A 19,037-nucleotide genomic window follows, 5' to 3' on the forward strand; every position below is an offset into this window, starting at 1 on the left:
CATAGAGGTGATGCTTTGACGGGCCGAGCGGGCCGACGGCGGAGCCGGCCCTTCATTTTGAACCCGTCGCGCATGTTGAGGCCGAGTAGCGTGATGTTCGTCGCGCCGGCGGCCAATTCGAGCGCCTGCACGGCGTAGAAGCTGGTGTCGAACTCGCTGGCTCTCGCCTTGGATGCGAGGAAGAGTGCGGAGGGGATGAGAACCAGGAGACCATTGGCGGCTATCCATGGCATGCGCTTGATCTTCCCATGGCATGCGCTTGATCTTCGCGCCGATCAGCCCGGCCTGCCGGCCCTTGGCCGCCGCAAAGCCCGAACCTCCCGCCGCCGCCAGCGCTGGAACGAGCAACAGGAAGCTCCACGGTATGGCCATCTTGACGGCGGCTATCGCCACCTGGGAGGCAAACATCTCACTGAGGACCGTCGACAGCCAGAGGCTTGCGATCGTCAGCATCGCGACCGTCCCGGCGACTGGGTGAATGACCTTGCTCATGGCTTTCCCACCATTCTTGCAACCGTTTAAGCCAGGCAGATGCCCGGCACCGCCACCTTTTGGAACAGATGCGGAGAGGCGACGGCCGAGGACGGATAGGCCGAGAGCTTCGCCCTGAACTCGGGATGCGAGAACGCGGCCCGGAAGTCAGCCATCGTTTCCCATATGGCATAATTGAAATAGGCCGGACTTTCGCCGATTGCGCGGTGAAGCTGGGTCGAGATGAAGCCGGGTTGCTGCTTCATGAAGACCGCATCATCCTGCCATGCATGGAGGAAGGTCTGCTCGTCGGCCTTGTCGAGCGTGAAGACGTTGACCAGCACGACGGAGGTAGCATCGATCGCGATCTGGCGGTCGATCGGGAAAGCGGGGTTCAGTGGGCGCATGAGCGACATCATAAGCTCCGTTAATTGGTGTTATGGTGCCAATCTGTTACCTTGATTACATATCTATTTGACAACATAATGTCAATAGCAATATAGGATGTCATATGCCTGATGCCAAGCGAACACCTGCCGGCAATGCCTTGACCGATCTCATTCTCGACCTGTTCAGGCTCAACAGCCGAATGCTCACATCGGGTGACAGGCTGGTCGCCGACCTCGGTTTGACGAGCGCCCGCTGGCAGGTTCTCGGCGCTGTCGTGACCGCCGAACGCCCTCAGCCGGTCGCGTGGCTGGCGCGCGATCTGGGAGCCAGCCGCCAGAATGTCCAACGGATCGTCAACGACCTGCATAGGGAAGGGCTCGTCGCCTTCGAGGCCAACCCGCATCATCAGCGTGCGCAGCTTGTCGTTTTGACTGACAAGGGAAGACAGACTTTCGATGCCGCGATGCATTTGCAGGCGCCCTGGATCGAAAACCTCGCGGATGGCCTGCTGGTCGAGGACATCAACACCACGCACAGGGTCATGACGGCGCTGCGGAAAAAACTGGAAGGCAACGATGAAGCTGAAGAGCAAGCCTGACGGTTGTGGCCCTGTGGCGGTTTCCTTCACAGGCTGAGCGCCGCGCTGATCCTCGCGCTGCCTCGCTCCGGCTACCGGGCGGCGAACACCATGGACACGGAAGTCCGCTTGCCTTGACAAATCCGGCCTCCCATGCGCTTTTCGCGCAAATTTTCAGGGCCGGGCCGCGATGCCTTGGCCGGCAACTAGAGCACCCCGGACTTTACCAATGACAATGCACCGTTACCGCAGCCATACCTGTGCCCAGTTGAGGAAGAGCGACGTCGGCTCGACCGTTCGCCTGTCGGGCTGGGTGCATCGCGTGCGCGATCATGGCGGTCTGCTCTTCATCGACCTGCGCGACAATTATGGCCTGACCCAGATCGTCGCTGATCCGGATTCTCCTGCCTTCAAGGTCGCCGAAACCGTGCGCGGCGAGTGGGTCATTCGGGTCGACGGCGAGGTCAAGGCGCGTTTGCCCGAGACCACGAACGCCAATCTGCCGACCGGCGAGATCGAGATCTTCGCCCGCGAGATCGAGGTGCTGTCGGCGGCCAAGGAATTGCCGCTGCCGGTGTTCGGCGAGCCCGACTATCCCGAGGATATAAGGCTGAAATACCGCTTCCTCGATCTGCGCCGCGAGACGCTGCACAAGAACATCATTGCGCGTACAAAAATCATCGCCGAAATGCGCAAGCGCATGGGCGAGGTCGGCTTCACCGAATTCTCGACGCCGATCCTCACCGCGTCGTCGCCCGAGGGCGCGCGCGACTTCCTGGTGCCGTCGCGCATCCATCCCGGCACCTTCTACGCGCTGCCGCAGGCGCCGCAGCAGTATAAGCAGCTGATCATGGTGTCGGGCTTCGACCGCTACTTCCAGATCGCGCCCTGCTTCCGCGACGAGGACCCGCGCGCCGATCGTCTCCCTGGTGAGTTCTACCAGCTCGACCTTGAAATGAGCTTCGTCGAGCAGGACGACGTGCTTTCGACCATGGAACCTGTCATGCGCGGGGTCTTCGAGACCTTCGCCAACGGCAAGCCGGTGACGCAGAATTTCCAACGCATCCCCTATAATGTGGCCATGCGCAAATACGGTTCCGACAAGCCGGACCTGCGCAACCCGATCGAAATGCAGGCCGTTTCCGACCATTTTCGCGATTCCGGCTTCAAGGTGTTCGCCAACATCCTGGCCAACGATCCGAAGGCCGAGGTGTGGGGCATTCCGGCAAAGACCGGCGGCAGCCGCGCCTTCTGCGACCGCATGAATTCCTGGGCGCAGGGCGAGGGCCAGCCGGGGCTGGGTTATATCTTCTGGCGCAAGGAGGGTGACAAGCTCGAAGGCGCCGGCCCACTCGCCAAGAACATCGGCGAGGAGCGCACAGAGGCGATCCGCCTTCAACTCGGCCTTGCCGACGGCGATGCGGCCTTTTTTGTCGCCGGGGATCCGAAGAAGTTCGTCTCCTTCGCGGGGGCTGCGCGCACCCGTGCCGGCGAGGAGCTGAACCTTGTCGACCGCGAGCGTTTCGAACTGTGCTGGATCGTCGACTTCCCGTTCTTCGAGTGGAACGAGGAAGAGAAGAAGATCGACTTCGCCCACAACCCGTTCTCGATGCCGCAAGGTGGCATCGATGCGCTGAATGGCGAGGACCTGCTCGGCATCAAGGCGTTCCAGTACGACATGGTCTGCAACGGGTTCGAGATCGCCAGCGGCGGTATCCGCAACCATCTGCCCGAAACCATGGTCAAGGCATTCGAGACGGTCGGGCTGGATCGCGCCACGGTCGAGGAGCGCTTCGGCGGCCTCTACCGCGCCTTCCAGTATGGCGCGCCGCCGCATGGCGGCATGGCCGCCGGTGTCGACCGCGTCGTCATGCTGCTGCTCGGCGCCAAGAACCTGCGTGAGATCACCATGTTCCCGATGAACCAGCAGGCCTACGATCTGTTGATGAACGCGCCTTCGGAAGCGAGCCCGCAGCAGCTTCGCGACCTGGCGCTGCGCGTTGCCGTGCCCAAGAAGGACTGACGGCGGCGTTGCAACTGCCCTTTCTCCCCGTCTCTATACGGGGAGAAATGTCCGGCAGGACAATGAGGGGCAGCGCGGATGCGGGCGATTGGCGAACGGCCGTTGCAGCTGACGCCTTCTGACAGGCAATCGGTTCGGCATGAATTGCAATTTGTAGGCGTCGGCGCTGCCCCTCATCCGCCTGCCGGCACCTTCTCCCCGTATAGTGACGGGGAGAAGGGAACTACTTCGATCAGTCTTCGTTGGCCTTGACGGTGACGCCGAGCGTCTTCGGCAGGTCGAGCGGGTTGGACATGGCGCCCGCCATGATCAGTGCGAACGGCACGGATGCCGGCGGCTCGGCCGAGATTTCGAGGCTCTTCGGATCATCGAGGAATTTGCTGACCGCGGCCGTAACCTGCGCCGTCAGTTCCGGATTGTTGAGCTGCGCCATGCCGAACGGCACGATCGCCTTGGCCTGGTTGGCGATGTCCTTGCCGGACATGCCTTGCTGCTTGCCGACATAGTCCAAAACCTTGTTGGTCAGCGAATCGTCGTCGAAGCGGATCGAGGCGCTGTTGAACGAAAGCTGCTGCAACAGGCCGAGCATGGCCATGCCTTGCGCCGAATTGTCGGCGCCTTCGGGCTGTGCAGCCATCTTCTTCTGCATTTCCTGCAGCGACTTGATAAAGTCCAGCGTGTAGCCGCCGAGATTGAAGGTCATGCCGAGCGTGCCGGCATTCTCGACCGAGATGTCGTATTTCGACAGTTCCATCTTGCCGTCCGTGGGCTGCCAGGTGCCGGCCATTTCGAGATTGCCCGCGATGTTCTGGTAGCCGAGCGCGTTGATGACTTCCTTGGACTTCGGATCGTCCACCAGCGTCAGGTCGGCGTTGAATTTCTCCGTGGTGGCGGTGAATTCCATCGCCTTGCCGTCCGCCGGCGGCGTGATCTCGATGGCAAGTCCATCCATCGAGAAGGCGGTCTTGTCGGCGACCTTGACGGTCATGTTCGAGAGTTCGGCTGACTTGTACATCATCAGCGAGCCGAGCGGGCCGGTGGCGCCGTCGGCCGGAACTGTCATGTCATGGATGACGAAGGGGCTGAGGTCGAGGGTGACGCCGTCCTTGCTGTGTGTGAAGGCAGCCGTCGATACGGTGGCGATGTCATAGCCGCCATTTGCCTCGGTCACACCTTCGAGTTTGACGTCGCCGATGGGAAGCGCTTCCTTCTCCGCCGCCGGTTTGATGGCAACGCCCTGCAGCACCATGCTGGTGTTGTCGCCGGTCACGCCAGTCCAGGTGATGTCGACACCTTGTGCGACAAGCGCGGCCTTCAGCCGGTCGGCCACTGCCGTATCCTGTGCGAGGGCCGCATTCAGCGGCAGCGTGAGCAAGAAGGTCGAAAGGGCTAATTTCCTAAGAGTTGAGCGTTTGATTGTCATCGCAAGGTCCCTGAGAGTGTCCTGAAATTGTTTTTTCAATTATTTGCGCCATCACCATTCCGTGACGAACTGGACCGGAAAAAGGCGTGTCCCGGCACATTGGTCAAAAATCGCGGTGAAAGGCAAACCCGATCCCACCGTCTTTGCGCAAACCGGTGAATTTGTCATGAAGAGCCGATAGCCGGATGTCGTCGCGCTTGGCCATAGAACCCGCATGTAACAGGCTGATGTTGGCCGACATCCCCCGGGGTGCGGTTTCGTGTTGCAGAAGGGCCGGTATCTCTGTCGGGCTCTTGCCGCGAATCACCCGCTCGGCTAGTCCGAGCCCATGGGAAAAAGGCTTTTGCCGCCTGAAAATGGCGGTGGCGATCATATCGAACCGGTCGATCTGAAGAAGGCGCTGGAAGAGCGCTATCTGGCCTATGCGCTGTCGACCATCATGCACCGGGCACTGCCCGATGTGCGCGACGGACTGAAGCCGGTCCATCGCCGCATCATGCACGCCATGCGCCTGCTGCGGCTCAACCCCGACCAGGGCTTTGCCAAATGCGCCCGCATCGTCGGCGAGGTGATGGGCAAGTTCCACCCGCATGGGGACCAGTCGATCTATGACGCGCTGGTGCGGTTGGCGCAGGATTTTTCGATGCGCTATCCCTTGGTCGACGGGCAGGGCAATTTCGGCAACATCGACGGTGATAACGCCGCCGCCATGCGCTACACCGAAGCGCGCATGACCGATGTGGCGACCGAACTCTTGTCCGGCATCACCGAGGATGCCGTCGATTATCGGCCGACCTACAATGAAGAAGACGAGGAGCCGGTGGTTTTGCCCGGCGCCTTTCCGAATCTGCTGGCCAACGGCTCGTCCGGCATCGCGGTGGGCATGGCGACATCGATCCCGCCCCACAACGCCGCCGAGCTTTGCGATGCCGCACTTCACCTGATCGAAAACCGGGACGCGCCGGTGGCGAAGCTGATGGAGTTTGTCCAGGGGCCGGATTTCCCGACCGGCGGCATCATCGTCGACAGCCGCGCCTCGATCCTCGAAGCCTATCAAACCGGCCGCGGTGGCTTTCGCGTGCGCTCGAAGTGGTTCCAGGAGGACCAGGGCAGGGGCACCTGGAGCATCGTCGTCACCGAAATACCCTACGGCGTGCAGAAGGCGCGGCTGATCGAGAAGATCGCCGAACTGCTGATGGCACGCAAGCTGCCGCTGCTCGAGGACATCAGGGACGAAAGCGCCGAGGACGTCCGCGTCGTGCTGGTGCCGAAGAGCCGTTCGGTCGATCCCGGCATCTTGATGGAATCGTTGTTCAAGCTGACCGAGCTCGAAAGCCGCTTCCCGCTCAACATGAACGTCCTGTCGCGCGGCAAGGTGCCCAACGTGCTGTCGCTGAAGGGCGTACTGCAGGAGTGGCTCGAGCATCGCCGCGAGGTTTTGATCCGCCGCTCGAAACATCGGCTTGGCGAGATCGAAAGACGGCTGGAGATACTTGCCGGCTATTTGATCGCCTACCTCAACATCGACGAGGTGATCAGGATCATCCGCGAGGAGGATGAGCCAAAGCAGGTGATGATGGCCCGCTGGTCGCTCACCGACACCCAGGCCGAAGCCATCCTCAATATGCGGTTGCGCGCTCTGCGCAAGCTTGAAGAATTCGAGATCCGCAAGGAATTCGACGGCCTGAGCGCGGAGAAGAAGCAGATCGAGGCACTGCTTGCTTCAAACGAGAAGCAGTGGGCGACGATCAAATGGGAAGTCACCAACATCCGCGACAAGTTCGGTCCGGAGACCGAACTCGGCAAGCGCCGCACCCAGTTCGCCGACGCGCCCGAGCATGATCTGGCCGACATCGCACACGCCATGATCGAGCGCGAGCCGGTCACGGTCGTCGTGTCGGAAAAGGGCTGGCTGCGGGCGATGAAGGGGCATCTGGCCGATCTCTCGACGCTGACCTTCAAGGAGGGCGACAGCCTCAAGCTCGCCTTCCATGCCCAGACCACCGACAAGGTGCTGGTCTTCACCACCGGCGGCAAATTCTACACCATCGGCGCCGACCGGCTGCCTGGCGGGCGCGGCCATGGCGAGCCGATCCGCATCATCGTCGATATGGACAATGACCAGGACATCGTCACCGCCTTCGTCCACGACCCGAAGCGCAAGCTGCTGCTGGCCTCGCACGACGCCAACGGTTTCATCGTGCCGGAGGAGGAAGTCGTCGCCAACACCCGCAAGGGCAAGCAGGTGATGAACGTCAAGGCGCCGGACGAAGCCAAGCGCTGCATCCCGGTCACCGGCGACCATCTCGCCATCGTCGGCGAGAATCGCAAGATGCTGGTGTTCGCGCTCGCCGAGATTCCGGAGATGGGCCGCGGCAAGGGCGTGCGGCTGCAGAAATACAAGGATGGCGGCCTTCTCGATCTCAAACCGTTCACGCTGGAGACCGGCCTCTCCTGGCAGGATTCGGCCGACCGCACCTTCACAAGGTCGCGCGAGGAACTGGCCGAGTGGATCGGTGCCCGTGCGTCGGCCGGACGGATGGTGCCGAAGGGATTCCCGAGGACGGGGAAATTTGGGTAGCGCTGCTAATCTCCCCTCGAGGGGGAGATGTCGCCAAAGGCGACAGAGGGGGTCGGCACGACTGGACGCGACCTCCTTCGCCGGCAGAGGAGGTTAGCGCTTCACGCGCGGCGACCCCCTCTGGCCTGCCGGCCATCTCCCCCTCGAGGGGGGAGATCCCCAATCATTTGGACTATCGTCACGATTGCTGCACTATATCAGTGCATAGACAGGAGGGGTGTTTGGGAGAGCCAGGCGTTTGAAGGAAGCAAAAATCCAGAAACCGGAACGGCAGCAACGCCTGTTCGGCCTGTCGACGCCGCTCAGGTCCGCCGTCATCCCGCCGCTGTCGGCGGCGCGCTGGCTGCTGGTGCTGATCGTCGCCGCCGGCGTTTATTTCTTCCACGGCTTCCTGTTTCCGGTGCTGGCGGCGCTCGTCATCGCTTTCGCAAGCTGGCCGCTTTACCGCCGCCTGCTTGTCGCGGTCAGTGGCAACCGCACCATCGCCGCGACCTTAGCCATCCTCTTTATCTTAGCCTTCCTGGTGATCCCGATCGCGCTCGCCGGCACCTATGCGATCAACGAGGTCCGCGAATGGGTCGCCTGGGCGATCGAGACCAACCGTCATGGCGCGGTGACACCGCACTGGATCGCCACCATGCCTGTCGTGGGCGAGTGGCTGAACCAGCAGTGGACGACCAATTTCGGCCATCCCGGCGGCATTGGTGAACTGATCCAGCTGGTCAGCGGCGCTAACATCGGCAGCATCTATCGCGGTGTGCTGGCCGCCGGCGGCAGCGCTTTCGGCTTGCTCCTGACATTGTTGTTCATGATGATCGCGTTGTTCTTCGCCTATCGCGACGGCGAGCATTTTGCCGGCCAGGTCGACCGTCTCGGCGAACGCATCCTGCCGACCAGATGGGAACGGATTTCGCGCGTCGTGCCCGCGACGATCTCGTCGACCGTGACCGGCATGACCGTGATCGCCATCGGCGAAGGCCTGGTGCTGGGCATCGCCTACTGGCTGGCCGGCGTGCCGTCGCCGGTCACGCTTGGCGCCTTGACCGGCGTCATGGCGCTGATCCCTGGCGGTGCGCCACTGTCGTTCACGCTGGTCTCGATCTATCTGGCCGCCAGCGGCTCGCCGATGGCCGGGCTGGCACTGTTCCTCTGGGGTGCGGTCGAACTGTTCATCGTCGACAAGACACTGCGCCCGAAGCTCGTCGGCGGGCCGATAAAACTGCCCTTCCTGCCGACGTTTTTCGGCCTGATCGGCGGCGTCAAGACCATGGGGTTTCTCGGTCTGTTCATCGGCCCGGTGCTGATGGCCCTGCTGGTCGCGATCTGGCGCGAATGGCTTCGCGAGGTGGAAATGGCCGATGAAGTCGTCCCGGGCTCGCCAGCCGAAATCGAAGCCGGTCCGCAAATCGAGGTCCTGCCGGAACCCGACGTGGCGAAGAAGGCCAGCGCCTGATCTCAACGCGCCTTAGACCGGATGTTGCACCGCAAGGTCGCCACGCCGCTTGCGTCCCTCGTGAAGCTGCCACAGCGAATGCGCGATCAGCGTGACGATCAGGATCGCGCCGCCGATCAGGCTGTTGCGCGTCGGTGTTTCGGCAAAGATCATCCACACCCAGACCGGCGCCAGCACGGTTTCGAGCAGGTAGAACATCGCCACTTCAGGGCCCGAAATGTATTTCGGCCCGGCGGCAAGGCAGAAGAACGCAATCGGCATGACGACGGCGCCGTTGAGGATGATCCACCAGGGCGCCTCCACCTGAAAGCCGGTGTTGGAGACCATGAACGCCGCCAGCCCGAAGGGCAGGACGACGCCGATCAGTGAGGTAAAGCCCATATCCTTGCCGCTGGCGCGCGAGATGGTGATGGCGCAGGCGATCAGGAAGGCCGAACACAACGCCATCAGGTCGCCGAACAGATGTCCGGTGCCAACGGAATCGCCGACGATGATGACGACGCCGACAATCATCATGGCCAATGCCGCAAGGGTCAGCGGCCGCGGCCGCTCCTTCAGGAACACCCATGAAAGCAGCGCGGCGAACATGGTTGTGAAGGCCAGGATGAACACCAGGTTGGCGGTCGAGGTGTTGTAGACGCCTGTGATGAACGCAATCGCGCCGAGCCCGTAGATCGCGGCAACGATCAGGCCCGACCAGCCAGGTATCAGCTGCGGCGCATTCTTGCTGAACGAGCGCCAGATGGTCCACATGATCAGTGCCGCGGCCAAGGTGCAGCCGGTGCGCAGCAGCAGGATTGTCCATGCCTCGCCGTGGGCGAGCCGGATCAGCGGGATGTCCACGGTCAGCGTCAGCCCGCCAAATGCGGTGAGCAGAAGTCCTTTGGTGTGAGTATCGTGAGACGACATGCAGCGACTTTCACAATGAATTCGGGAGAGGATGGCGGACCGGCGCAATCGCACGCTCTCCGCCAACCAGCGGAAAGACCAGCATCGTCTCGATTGAAAATGTTTAAGCCCGGACTTGGGAAAGAGTAATCAGCGCGCGACCGCTTCGTTGGTGTAGCGCTCCCAGCCCTTCGGGCCGAGATGCTCCTGCGGCATGAAGCGCATCTTATAATTCATCTTGCGCGAGCCGTTGACCCAGTAGCCGAGATAGACATGGGGCAGGCCCATCGCCCTGGCGCGGGCGATGTGGTCGAGGATCATGAACGTGCCGAGCGACCGTTCCTCGAAATCGGGATTGAAGTAGGAATAGACCATCGACAGGCCGTCGGCCATCTTGTCGGTGAGCGCCACCGCGATCAGCTCGCCCTGTCCCTTGCCGGTGATGAACGTGTCTGGTCCACGCCGCCGATACTCGATCACCTTGGTGTCGACATGGGTATCCTCGACCATCATCGCATAGTCGAGCACCGTCATGTCGGACATGCCGCCACGGCGGTGGCGGGCATCGAGATAGCTGCGGAACAGGGAATATTGTTCGGTCGAAGGCTCGGCATTGTGCATGTGGCCGACGAGATCGGAATTGTGCTGCAGCACGCGCTTCATGTTGCGGCTGGCGACGAATTCCTGGGCGAGGATGCGTACCGAAACGCAGGCGCGGCAGGTCTCGCAGGCCGGCCTGTAGGCGATGTTCTGCGAGCGCCGGAAGCCGCCTTGGGTCAAGAGGTCGTTCATCTCCGCCGCCTTGTCGCCAACCAGGTGCGTGAACACCTTGCGCTCGAACTGGCCGTCGAGATAGGGGCACGGCGACGGCGCGGTCAGGAAGAACTGCGGCGACTGGGTCGGATGCTGCGTCATCGAGCCTTGGAAACACTCCTTCGAATCGCTCTACCTTTGGCGCGGACGGCGAAAAATTCAACAGGATTATGTGGGCGTGGTCGACTCGACGCCTTCACATTTGTGCTCAATCGGTTGCGACTGCTCTTCAGAGGGCCGTTTCAGCGGTCCGTGCGGCTGACGACCGTGCCAAGCAAAAGATCGTGCAAGGTGCGCTTGCGGTCGGAAAACAGCGTCACCAGCAGGACGAGCGGCGACAGGATGACGTTGCCGGCCCAGAACAGCACCGAATGGACGACCGCGGTGAGGCCGTCGATCGGCCTGCCGTCGAGCCGGTCGAGCCGGATGCCCATCATCTTCATGCCCGTGGTGGCCTGGTCGGTGCTGCCCAGCGTGTTCCAGATGTAGAGGATGGCCACAGTCGGCAACAGGATACCGAACAGCATCCAGCCAAGCCCGAGGGTCAAAAGCCCGAGGAAGAACACCAGAATGGCAAACGGAATGGTAAGCAGCGCGACGATGACATAGTCGATCACGAAAGCCAGGATGCGCTTCGTGCGCACGCCGTCATAGGCCCTGACATCGTCGAGCCTGCTGGTGATGATTTCGCCGTCGAGAACGCGCGCGTTCATGTCATTTCCTCGTAACAAGGTCCGACATAGGGTGCGGACCGCTCAGCCATGAAATGGTGAAGGCCTGTGGCGGAATCAAGATCGGGCTTCTTGCGGTGCGCCGGCCTTCAAGGCGCCAGGCGCAATCTGAACCGGTTGAATTTGCGGCGCGGATAGCATTAGCTTGCTGCGGCGCAGCAAAAGCGCACATGGCAGGGGACGGGGCAATATGGACTACGACATGCTGGTCATCGGCAGCGGCCCTTCCGGTCGCCGGGCCGCGGTGCAGTCGGCCAAGCTCGGCAAATCGGTGCTGGTGGTCGATCGCGGCCGGCGTCTGGGCGGTGTCTCGGTGCATACCGGCACCATCCCGTCGAAAACGCTGCGCGAAACGGTGCTCAACCTTTCGGGTTGGCGTGAGCGCGGCTTCTACGGGCGCGGCTACCGGGTCAAGCAGGATATCTCGGTCGGCGATCTGGTCGAGCGCCTGCACAAGACGCTCGACCATGAGGTCGAGGTGCTGCAGCACCAGTTCATGCGCAACACGGTCAAGAGCGCCCGGGCTGCGGTGAAATTCCTTGGCCCCAACAAGGTCAGCCTGACCACCGACACCGGCGATTACAGCGAGGTCGGTTTTGCTAATGCGCTGATCGCGGTCGGCACCAGGCCGCACCGGCCGCGCGATGTGCCTTTCGACAAGACCCGAATCTTCGACAGCGACGAGATGCTGGAACTCGACCGCTTGCCGCGCACGCTGACGGTGATCGGCGCCGGCGTCATCGGGGTCGAATATGCAACGATCTTTTCCGCGCTCGACGTGCCGGTAACCTTGGTCGAGCCGCGCAACTCCATCCTCGATTTCGTCGACCGCGAGATCGTCGACGATTTCATCCACCAGATGCGCGATCGCGGCATGACCATCCGGCTGGGCAGCGCGGTGAAGGAAATCCGCTCCAAGCCTGATGCCGCCGAGGTGGAACTGGCCGATGGCCGCACCATTCGTTCAGAGGTCGTGCTCTACGCCGCCGGCCGCACCGGCAATGTCGGCAACCTGGGCCTCGATGTCGTGGGAATCGACGCCGACTCCAGAGGGCGCATCAAGGTCGATCCGCATACGTTCCAGACCAGCGTGCCGAACATCTACGCCGCCGGCGACGTCATCGGCTTTCCGAGCCTGGCCTCGACTTCGATGGAGCAGGGCAGGGTGGCGGCCTGCCATGCCTTCGGCGTGCCGTTGCCGCCGCCACCGGAAACATTCCCCTATGGCATCTATGCGGTGCCGGAAATCTCGACGGTCGGCCAGTCCGAGGAACAGGTGCGTGAAAGCGGTGCGGCCTATGAGATCGGCGTGGCGCGCTTTCGCGAGACCTCGCGCGGCCATATCATGGGCGTCAACACCGGCTTCCTGAAACTGTTGTTCTCGGTCGAAACGCGCCGTCTGCTCGGCGCGCACATCATCGGCGAGGGCGCCACCGAGCTCATCCACATCGGCCAGGCGGTGATCAATCTCGGCGGCACCGTCGACTTCTTCGTCAACAACACCTTCAACTATCCGACGCTCGCCGAAGCCTACAAGATTGCAGGGCTGGACGCCTGGAACAGGATGGGACGAGGGTAGGCCGGCTGGTCGTGGCGGCGAGCCTGTCAGCTTGCCTGCGCCACCGCCGCGGATCCCGACAGCCATTGTCTGACGATTGCGGCGTCGGCGCTGCCGAATTCATGACCTGATGGGACAATCCGGGCGTCGATCTCGGCGCCATGCTGGCTGAGCAATGTCACCAGAGCAGGGGCGAAGGGCGAATAGGTGAGATCCGCGGCGCCGGCGATCATCAGGACGCGCACCTTTGACAAATCCGTCGCCGGCACGTGATCGAGCACCGGCATCGGCCGCAGCAGCGCGGCGCGCTCGACGAGCTCCGGATGCAGCAGCATCAGGCTTGAAACCAGATTGGCGCCGTTCGAATAGCCGAGGAACGTCGCGCGTGAGAGATCGAGATGGTGGCGTGTGGCCGCGTCGGCGACGAAGCCCGCAAAGGCATCGGTCTCGGTGCGGATGCTGTGCTGTTCGAAGCGCGTCGGCGTGATGCGCGCGAACCAGCGGAAACCATCCTCCTGGACAATGCGGCCACGCACCGCGATCAGCTTGGCCCGCGGTGCGATCTCTCGTGCCAGCGGCACCAATGTCGTCTCGTCGACACCCGATCCATGCAGCAGGAAGAGACATTCGCCGGTTGAATCCGCCGGGCTGTAAAGCCGGTAGCTGAAGGCCAGATCACGCCGCTGCGCACCATCTTGTGAGGTCTCTTCGATCATCGCGCATCCTCTTGATTATATGAGGTTTCGCTCAATTTGCCGGCTTCAAAACGCAATATTTTCAAGCTCCGCGAAAGTTGATTGAACCGGGCGCATTACAGTCCGTTTCTCCGCCGATAACATTCCTTCGGGAGGAATCGAAGCGGTGCGCCGGGGGTCGCATTGCTCGGCATGAACAACCAGCTTTGAGGCCTTTTTGTCGATGACCACCCAGATTTCCCCGGACCGCGATTCGCGTGTCTCGGACCGCGATGCGCGTGTCCCCGATCGCACTGAGCGCGACACGCGCATAGACGTGCTCCGTGCTCTCGCTTTGCTGACCATCTATGTCGACCATGTGCCAGGTACCGCCTTCGAGTATCTGACCTACAAGAATTTCGGCTTTTCCGATGCGGCGGAAGTCTTCGTGCTGATCTCCGGCATCTCGGTCGCACTTGCCTATGGCAGGAAATTCCAACCTGGAAACCGGCTGCTGGCAACCCTGAAGATGTTGCGCCGCGCCGGTGTGCTTTATGCCACCCACATCGTCACCACCATGGTGGTGATGGCCATGTTCTGCGCTGCGGCGGTGTTTGCCAGGCGGCCGGAGCTTTTGACGATGATCAACATCGAGCCGTTGATCAAGAATACGCCGCAGGTGCTGATCGGCATCGTGACGCTCGGCCACCAACTCGGCTACAACAACATACTGCCCGTCTATGCGGTGCTGCTCTTGCTGACGCCGGTGTTCCTGCTCATTGTCAGCTATCGGCCGGTCTTGGCACTGGTCGCCTCCGGCGCCCTGTGGCTGGTCGCGGGGGTTTATCAAATTGCTCCGCCCAACTATCCCGAGCCCGGCTTCTGGTTTCTCAACCCGCTGTCGTGGCAGTTCCTTTTCAACATCGGCCTGGCAGGTGCATTGCATGTGCGTCGCGGCGGTACCATCCCGGTCAATCGCTGGCTGGTTGGCGCGGCCTTGGCCTACACCGCTGTGGCACTGGTCTGGGTGCACAGCCCGCTTTGGGGGCATATCTCCTGGTTTGGCCTGCCTCCGGTGCTGACCGGCTTCGACAAGACGTTCCTGTCGCTGCCGAGGCTGCTGCATATATTGGCGGTGAGCTACCTGATCGTGGCATTCCCGGCGGTCTCGAACCTGTTTCGCACCGGACGCGATCATCCGCTTGCCATATTGGGCAAACGATCGCTGCCGATTTTCATTGCCGGCACGGTGCTTGCAATGGCGGCGCAAGTGCTGAAGCTGATCAATCCGGGCGGATTTGCCTATGACAGCCTGTTGATATCGGCCGGCATCGTCATGCAGTTCGCGCTCGCCTACTATCTCGAATGGCTATCGGGCCTTGGCTGGTCCGGCAAAAGCAGGCCGGCTCACAACGCCGCACCGCCCGTCCATGCTGCATCCTTCGCGATGCCGGCCATGGCGACAAGAATGGGCCGTTGAGCTCAGGCGGGCGAGGGGCCGGATGAGGCTCGCACCACGAGTTGGACCGGCAGCGATTGCCGGCTGAACGAACCGTCATTTTCAAGGATCGCCTTGACGGCAAGGCGGCCCATCTCGGCGATCGGCTGGACGATCGTGGTCAGCGGCGGCTTGGAAACCGCCCCCTCCGGAACACCGTCGAAGCCGACGACCGAAACATCGCCCGGCACCGCAATGTCGTGCTGCCGCAGCCAGTCCAGCGCATGGAGCGCCATCCTGTCGGACATCGCCAGAATGGCTGTCGGCGTCTCGGCACCGGCGAAAATATGGTCGAGGCCGGCCCAAACGCTCTTCTCGTCATTGACGGTTTCGTAGATCGGCACGCGCGAGACGTCGACGCCGACCCGGGAGAGTTCGGCGAAATAGCCACGCAAGCGGTCGCGCGTAGCCGAGTAGAGGGCCATTTCCACCTGCTCCCTTGTGGTAGGGCCGAAGCCTGCGTCGGCACAGGGCAGGGTAAGCACGGCAAAGCGGCGATGTCCGAGTTCGGTCAGGTGGCGGGCGGCCAGGCCAGCCCCGGCGATGTTGTCGACGCCGATTGCTGCAACGGCGTCGTCGTCGTCCGAATCGAGATCGAGCGCGACAAAAGGGAGTTTGCGTTCACGCGCCAGTTCGACCAGCCTTGAACCGCCATCGACGCAAAAGACGATGAAACCGTCGACCAGCGCACTTTGGATGTTCCAGGCAAGCTGTTCGTTGTTGGCTGCGGAGACCAGCGAAATCCCCGCACCGGTCGCGTCGCAGGCCTGCGAGATGCTGGCCATCATCACCCGGGCAAAGGGGTCGTCGAAGAAATAGGAGAGGGGTTCCGCGGTCGCGACACCGATGGCATTGACCTTGCCGGCGCGCAGCAGCCGGCCCTTGGGATCCGGTCCGCCATATCCCATGGCCTCGGCTGCCGCCTTGACCCGCTCGCGGACCTCCTCGCGCACGATCTCCGGCCGGGCGAACACGTTGGACGCGGTGCCGTGCGACACGCCGGCCGCCTTGGCAATGTCCGCCAGACGGACCGGTCTTGTCTTTGCAGAGGTCAATGGCGCCATCTTCGTCTCCTGAATTCCTCCCTCCTAACACTTTCGTTGGATCGGTTCAAATTTTGACTTGATCACAGTCTCGGCAAGGCGTATGTTTGAATCGATCCAAGCGAACGGTGGTTCTCTAAATTGGATCGATTCAACATATTTAGGGGAGTTGTGCCATGCATCCCGTCAATTTTCTCTTCGAAGATATCTACCGCAACGACTGGAGCATCTCGTCGAACACCACGACGCAGAAGCGCCGTGGCAAAGCCAGCCCATGGGTTCGCGAGTTGCGGTTCCTTGTGGAGCGCAAGCGGAGCTGATCGTGGTCGGTTTTTCGCGCCTGTCGATTGGATCGATTCAAGGACTAGAAGGAGCGCACATCATGCATCCCGTCAGCTATCTGTTCGAAGACATCTACCGCAACTATTGGGGCATCGCGAGGCCGGAACGGCATTGGTTGGCGAAGCTGCGGCGACGCAATCGCGAATTGCTCATCAAGCCCGAGCGCCGGCAGGACTAGCAGCCCACGCTTTTACATTTGGCGCGGGCAGGCGTCAGGAACGCATGCGCACCAGCGCCGAGGCGGCGATCGCCAGCCAGCCGGTAATGAGTAGCGTGCCGCCGATCGGCGCCGACAGCGGGAACAGCCGCGACCCGATGAAATCGCGGGCCAGCAGATCGCCGCAGAACAGCAGAAGCCCAACCAGCAGGATCAGGCTGCCGATGCGCAGCATCCGGTTCGCCCCAAGCAATCCGGCGGCGAGGAAGACCGGCGCATGCATCAGCAGGAAGGATGCGGCGGTGCCGACGAAGGCGCCGCCCAGATGCGCCGCCGCGGCCGACAGCGCCACGCCGGCGGCGCCGCACAGGCCGCCGGCCAGGACGAGGATACGGCCGCTGTTGTCGGAAGGTCGTTCGGCCGTGCTCATGTCCATGGCTCCGTGATATCAGAGGGATGCCCAATCCCGTCAGGACTTGCCGGCTTTGGCGAGCATGTCCTGCTCGCGGCGCGACTGTGCCAGCCAGTTATACACCGCGCCCCCGGCCATCAAGACGGATGTGCCCAGAAACACCGAGCGCATGCCGAAATGGCCGCCGGCAAAGCCGCCGAGCAGGGGACCGGCGACCTGCCCGACATACTGGGCGGAAATCGACAGGCCGAGCACATTGCCGCCGACCCCATCGGGAACATTGTGGCGGATCACGCTGGTGATGCAGGGCAAGAGCCCGCCCAGCGCCAGGCCCATCAGGAAACGCAGGCCGATGAGTTGCCAGCTTTGCGTGACGAAGGCCTGCGGGATCAGCAGCAGTGCCGAGACGGCAAGCGCGCCGATGATGACGTTCCAGTGGCCGACGCGGTCGGCGAGTTTGCCGAGGCGCGAAGCCGACAGGATGGCGCCAAGGGCCGCCGCCGACATGACGACGCCTGATATCAGCGTGACGCGGCTCTGGTCCTCGATGAGCTGCTGCACATAGACGGTGATGATCGGCTCGATCGACATGGTGGCGAAGCTCAACAGCATGCCGGTCGCCAGCATGGCGACGACAGGCCGCTTGTCGGGGATTTGTGCCCAGCCGCCTTTCTGCTTCTGCTTCGACGCGGCGTCTGCTGTTTTCGGCCGGGGATTCTCCTTGATCAGAAACGTGGTCGCCAGGAACGCCAGGAAGATGACGCCGCCGGAGAGGAGAAAGGTGGCGCGGATGCCGATCAGCGGCGGCAGGGCGCCGCCCACCAGTGGGCCGACCAGAGCCCCACCCGTGATGCCGGCCGACAGCAGGCCCAGCGCCCAGCCGGAGCGTTCCTTCGGCGTCTGCATGGCAACGAGGATGGTCGATCCCGAGGAATAGCCACCGGCAAACCCGATCAGCAGCCGCAGCAGCACCAGTTGCCAGACCGTCTGCACCATGCCGGTCAGCGACATGCATATGGCCATGCCGAAGCTGGCGCGAACCAGCATCACCTTGCGGCCGTAGCGGTCGCCGAGACGTCCCCAGAGCGGCGCCACCAGCGCCGCCGCGAAGAACGTCGCGCCATAGGCTATCCCCGACCATTGCACGATCGCCGCGTGGCCCTCGGCGCCGAGCTGCTCGATATAGAGCGGCAGGAACGGCAAAAGCAGCGTCATGGCGACAAGCGTCGAAAACGATCCGGCAACGCACACGAACAGATTGCGCCGCCAGTGGATGTTGTAGGTGCTGTCGGTCGCCGGGGGCGTGTTCTGCTGCTGCATGTCATATGTCCTGTCCCAGCAACTCTTATCGATGCTTGCTGCGGATACCAATTTGGGATACCAAGATGGTGCCCCTGATGGACGCAAGCTTGACCGCTGTCAATGCGACCGTCTCAAACGTGATCGGAAAAGGCGGCCGGCAAGACGATCGCCAGCAACGATCAGAAAATGGAAACGACAATGTCGCAGATGCAGAGCGTCGAAAAACAGCTTCGGCAAATGATCCTGGGCCTCGAGATCGGTCCCGGCGAGAAGCTGACGGAGCGCTGGATCGAGAGCCGCTTCGGCGCGTCGCGAACCCCGGTCAGGGCAGCACTTCTGCGGCTCGAGACCGAGGGCCTGGTCGGCAGGGACGGACGTGGCTGGACGGTGTCGCCGATCAATCTGGCTGAACTCGAGCAGATCGCCGTCTACAGGGAAGCGGTCGAGGTTGCGGCGCTTCGCCTGACATGCAGCCTGGCGGACCGGAGCGCCCTCGATGTCATCGAGGCGATGCTCGAGTCCTGCGACAACGACACGCCGCGCGAGGAATGGCATCGCGTCGGCATGGATTTTCACATCGAACTGGCGCGTCTGTCGGGCAATGAATTCCTGTTCCGGGCGGTGCGCGATGCCATGACGCGCCTGTCGCGGGCGCGTTGGCTGGAGGTCCGCGACGAAGCGGCCCTCAGCCGCGCCTGGGC

General features: G+C 62.4%; 20 protein-coding genes and 1 pseudogene. 9 read left to right on the top strand and 12 right to left on the bottom strand.

Features of this window, described 5'->3' with window-relative positions:
• Nucleotides 1-492: pseudogene (locus EN964_RS04595) on the bottom strand (hypothetical protein); the annotation flags it as partial.
• A 26-nt stretch (nt 493-518) separates the two neighbouring features.
• Nucleotides 519-887, bottom strand: coding sequence for an antibiotic biosynthesis monooxygenase (locus EN964_RS04600; RefSeq protein WP_127271415.1), 369 nt, complete (start codon nt 885-887; stop codon nt 519-521).
• A 95-nt stretch (nt 888-982) separates the two neighbouring features.
• On the opposite strand from EN964_RS04600, the gene EN964_RS04605 reads away from it, so the two are divergent.
• Both EN964_RS04605 and aspS read left to right on the top strand, forming a co-directional pair.
• Nucleotides 983-1,459: a MarR family winged helix-turn-helix transcriptional regulator gene (locus EN964_RS04605; RefSeq protein WP_127271416.1), complete on the top strand. Its 477-nt coding sequence runs from the start codon at nt 983-985 to the stop codon at nt 1,457-1,459.
• A gap of 214 nt (nt 1,460-1,673) precedes the next feature.
• Nucleotides 1,674-3,461, top strand: coding sequence for an aspartate--tRNA ligase (gene aspS / locus EN964_RS04610; RefSeq protein ID WP_164748989.1), 1,788 nt, complete (start codon nt 1,674-1,676; stop codon nt 3,459-3,461).
• A 232-nt stretch (nt 3,462-3,693) separates the two neighbouring features.
• Here the strand turns inward: aspS and EN964_RS04615 are convergent, their stop codons facing one another.
• The gene (locus EN964_RS04615) at nt 3,694-4,884 is read right to left on the bottom strand and encodes a hypothetical protein (RefSeq protein WP_127267503.1); all 1,191 of its coding nucleotides are present in this window, start codon (nt 4,882-4,884) and stop codon (nt 3,694-3,696) included.
• A 103-nt stretch (nt 4,885-4,987) separates the two neighbouring features.
• Nucleotides 4,988-5,257: a hypothetical protein gene (locus EN964_RS37525; protein WP_127258120.1), complete on the bottom strand. Its 270-nt coding sequence runs from the start codon at nt 5,255-5,257 to the stop codon at nt 4,988-4,990.
• Between EN964_RS37525 and parC the strand changes: the two genes are divergently transcribed.
• Entirely contained in the window at nt 5,213-7,465 is a 2,253-nt protein-coding gene (gene parC / locus EN964_RS04620) for a DNA topoisomerase IV subunit A (RefSeq protein ID WP_127267504.1), read from the top strand. The genes EN964_RS37525 and parC overlap by 45 nt on opposite strands.
• 238 nt (nt 7,466-7,703) lie before the next feature.
• The gene (locus EN964_RS04625; RefSeq protein ID WP_127267505.1) at nt 7,704-8,918 is read left to right on the top strand and encodes an AI-2E family transporter; all 1,215 of its coding nucleotides are present in this window, start codon (nt 7,704-7,706) and stop codon (nt 8,916-8,918) included.
• A 12-nt stretch (nt 8,919-8,930) separates the two neighbouring features.
• On the opposite strand, the gene EN964_RS04630 is transcribed toward EN964_RS04625, so the two are convergent.
• From EN964_RS04630 to EN964_RS04645, 3 genes are all read right to left on the bottom strand, one after another.
• Nucleotides 8,931-9,827: a DMT family transporter gene (locus EN964_RS04630; RefSeq protein WP_127267506.1), complete on the bottom strand. Its 897-nt coding sequence runs from the start codon at nt 9,825-9,827 to the stop codon at nt 8,931-8,933.
• Nucleotides 9,828-9,956: 129 nt separating this feature from the next.
• A complete protein-coding gene (locus EN964_RS04635) occupies nt 9,957-10,721 on the bottom strand; it encodes an arginyltransferase (protein ID WP_023810205.1) in 765 nt (254 codons plus the stop codon).
• Nucleotides 10,722-10,861: 140 nt separating this feature from the next.
• Nucleotides 10,862-11,332: an RDD family protein gene (locus tag EN964_RS04645; RefSeq protein ID WP_127267507.1), complete on the bottom strand. Its 471-nt coding sequence runs from the start codon at nt 11,330-11,332 to the stop codon at nt 10,862-10,864.
• 208 nt (nt 11,333-11,540) lie between these two features.
• Between EN964_RS04645 and sthA the strand changes: the two genes are divergently transcribed.
• Nucleotides 11,541-12,929, top strand: a complete 1,389-nt coding sequence (sthA, locus tag EN964_RS04650) for a Si-specific NAD(P)(+) transhydrogenase (protein ID WP_127267508.1) — start codon at nt 11,541-11,543, stop codon at nt 12,927-12,929.
• Nucleotides 12,930-12,955: 26 nt separating this feature from the next.
• On the opposite strand, the gene EN964_RS04655 is transcribed toward sthA, so the two are convergent.
• Nucleotides 12,956-13,624: an alpha/beta hydrolase gene (locus EN964_RS04655; RefSeq protein WP_127267509.1), complete on the bottom strand. Its 669-nt coding sequence runs from the start codon at nt 13,622-13,624 to the stop codon at nt 12,956-12,958.
• A gap of 45 nt (nt 13,625-13,669) precedes the next feature.
• A complete protein-coding gene (locus EN964_RS37530; protein ID WP_164749024.1) occupies nt 13,670-13,834 on the bottom strand; it encodes a hypothetical protein in 165 nt (54 codons plus the stop codon).
• Between EN964_RS37530 and EN964_RS04660 the strand changes: the two genes are divergently transcribed.
• Entirely contained in the window at nt 13,827-15,062 is a 1,236-nt protein-coding gene (locus EN964_RS04660; protein ID WP_127273590.1) for an OpgC family protein, read from the top strand. The two genes, EN964_RS37530 and EN964_RS04660, sit on opposite strands and share 8 nt — an antisense overlap.
• Nucleotides 15,063-15,064: 2 nt before the next feature.
• Here EN964_RS04660 and EN964_RS04665 read toward each other — a convergent pair whose 3' ends face one another.
• The gene (locus EN964_RS04665; RefSeq protein WP_127270806.1) at nt 15,065-16,144 is read right to left on the bottom strand and encodes a LacI family DNA-binding transcriptional regulator; all 1,080 of its coding nucleotides are present in this window, start codon (nt 16,142-16,144) and stop codon (nt 15,065-15,067) included.
• Nucleotides 16,145-16,299: 155 nt separating this feature from the next.
• Here EN964_RS04665 and EN964_RS04670 point away from each other — a divergent pair, with 155 nt between their 5' ends.
• Both EN964_RS04670 and EN964_RS04675 read left to right on the top strand, forming a co-directional pair.
• Nucleotides 16,300-16,443, top strand: coding sequence for a hypothetical protein (locus EN964_RS04670; RefSeq protein ID WP_126068772.1), 144 nt, complete (start codon nt 16,300-16,302; stop codon nt 16,441-16,443).
• A gap of 2 nt (nt 16,444-16,445) precedes the next feature.
• Nucleotides 16,446-16,643 carry a hypothetical protein gene (locus tag EN964_RS04675; RefSeq protein WP_164763223.1) on the top strand — a complete coding sequence of 66 codons (198 nt, stop codon included), beginning with the start codon at nt 16,446-16,448 and terminating at the stop codon, nt 16,641-16,643.
• Between the two features lie 34 nt (nt 16,644-16,677).
• Here the strand turns inward: EN964_RS04675 and EN964_RS04680 are convergent, their stop codons facing one another.
• Nucleotides 16,678-17,052, bottom strand: coding sequence for a DUF423 domain-containing protein (locus EN964_RS04680; RefSeq protein WP_127272732.1), 375 nt, complete (start codon nt 17,050-17,052; stop codon nt 16,678-16,680).
• Between the two features lie 39 nt (nt 17,053-17,091).
• On the bottom strand, nt 17,092-18,354 hold the full coding sequence (locus EN964_RS04685; RefSeq protein WP_127272733.1) for a multidrug efflux MFS transporter: 1,263 nt from the start codon (nt 18,352-18,354) through the stop codon (nt 17,092-17,094).
• 180 nt (nt 18,355-18,534) lie between these two features.
• Between EN964_RS04685 and EN964_RS04690 the strand changes: the two genes are divergently transcribed.
• A partial coding sequence (locus tag EN964_RS04690) for a GntR family transcriptional regulator (protein WP_164775732.1) occupies nt 18,535-19,037 on the top strand: 503 nt, incomplete at its 3' end.

Source organism: Mesorhizobium sp. M7A.F.Ca.CA.001.10.2.1, assembly GCF_003998575.1.
In the GTDB taxonomy this organism is placed as follows: Bacteria; Pseudomonadota; Alphaproteobacteria; order Rhizobiales; family Rhizobiaceae; genus Mesorhizobium.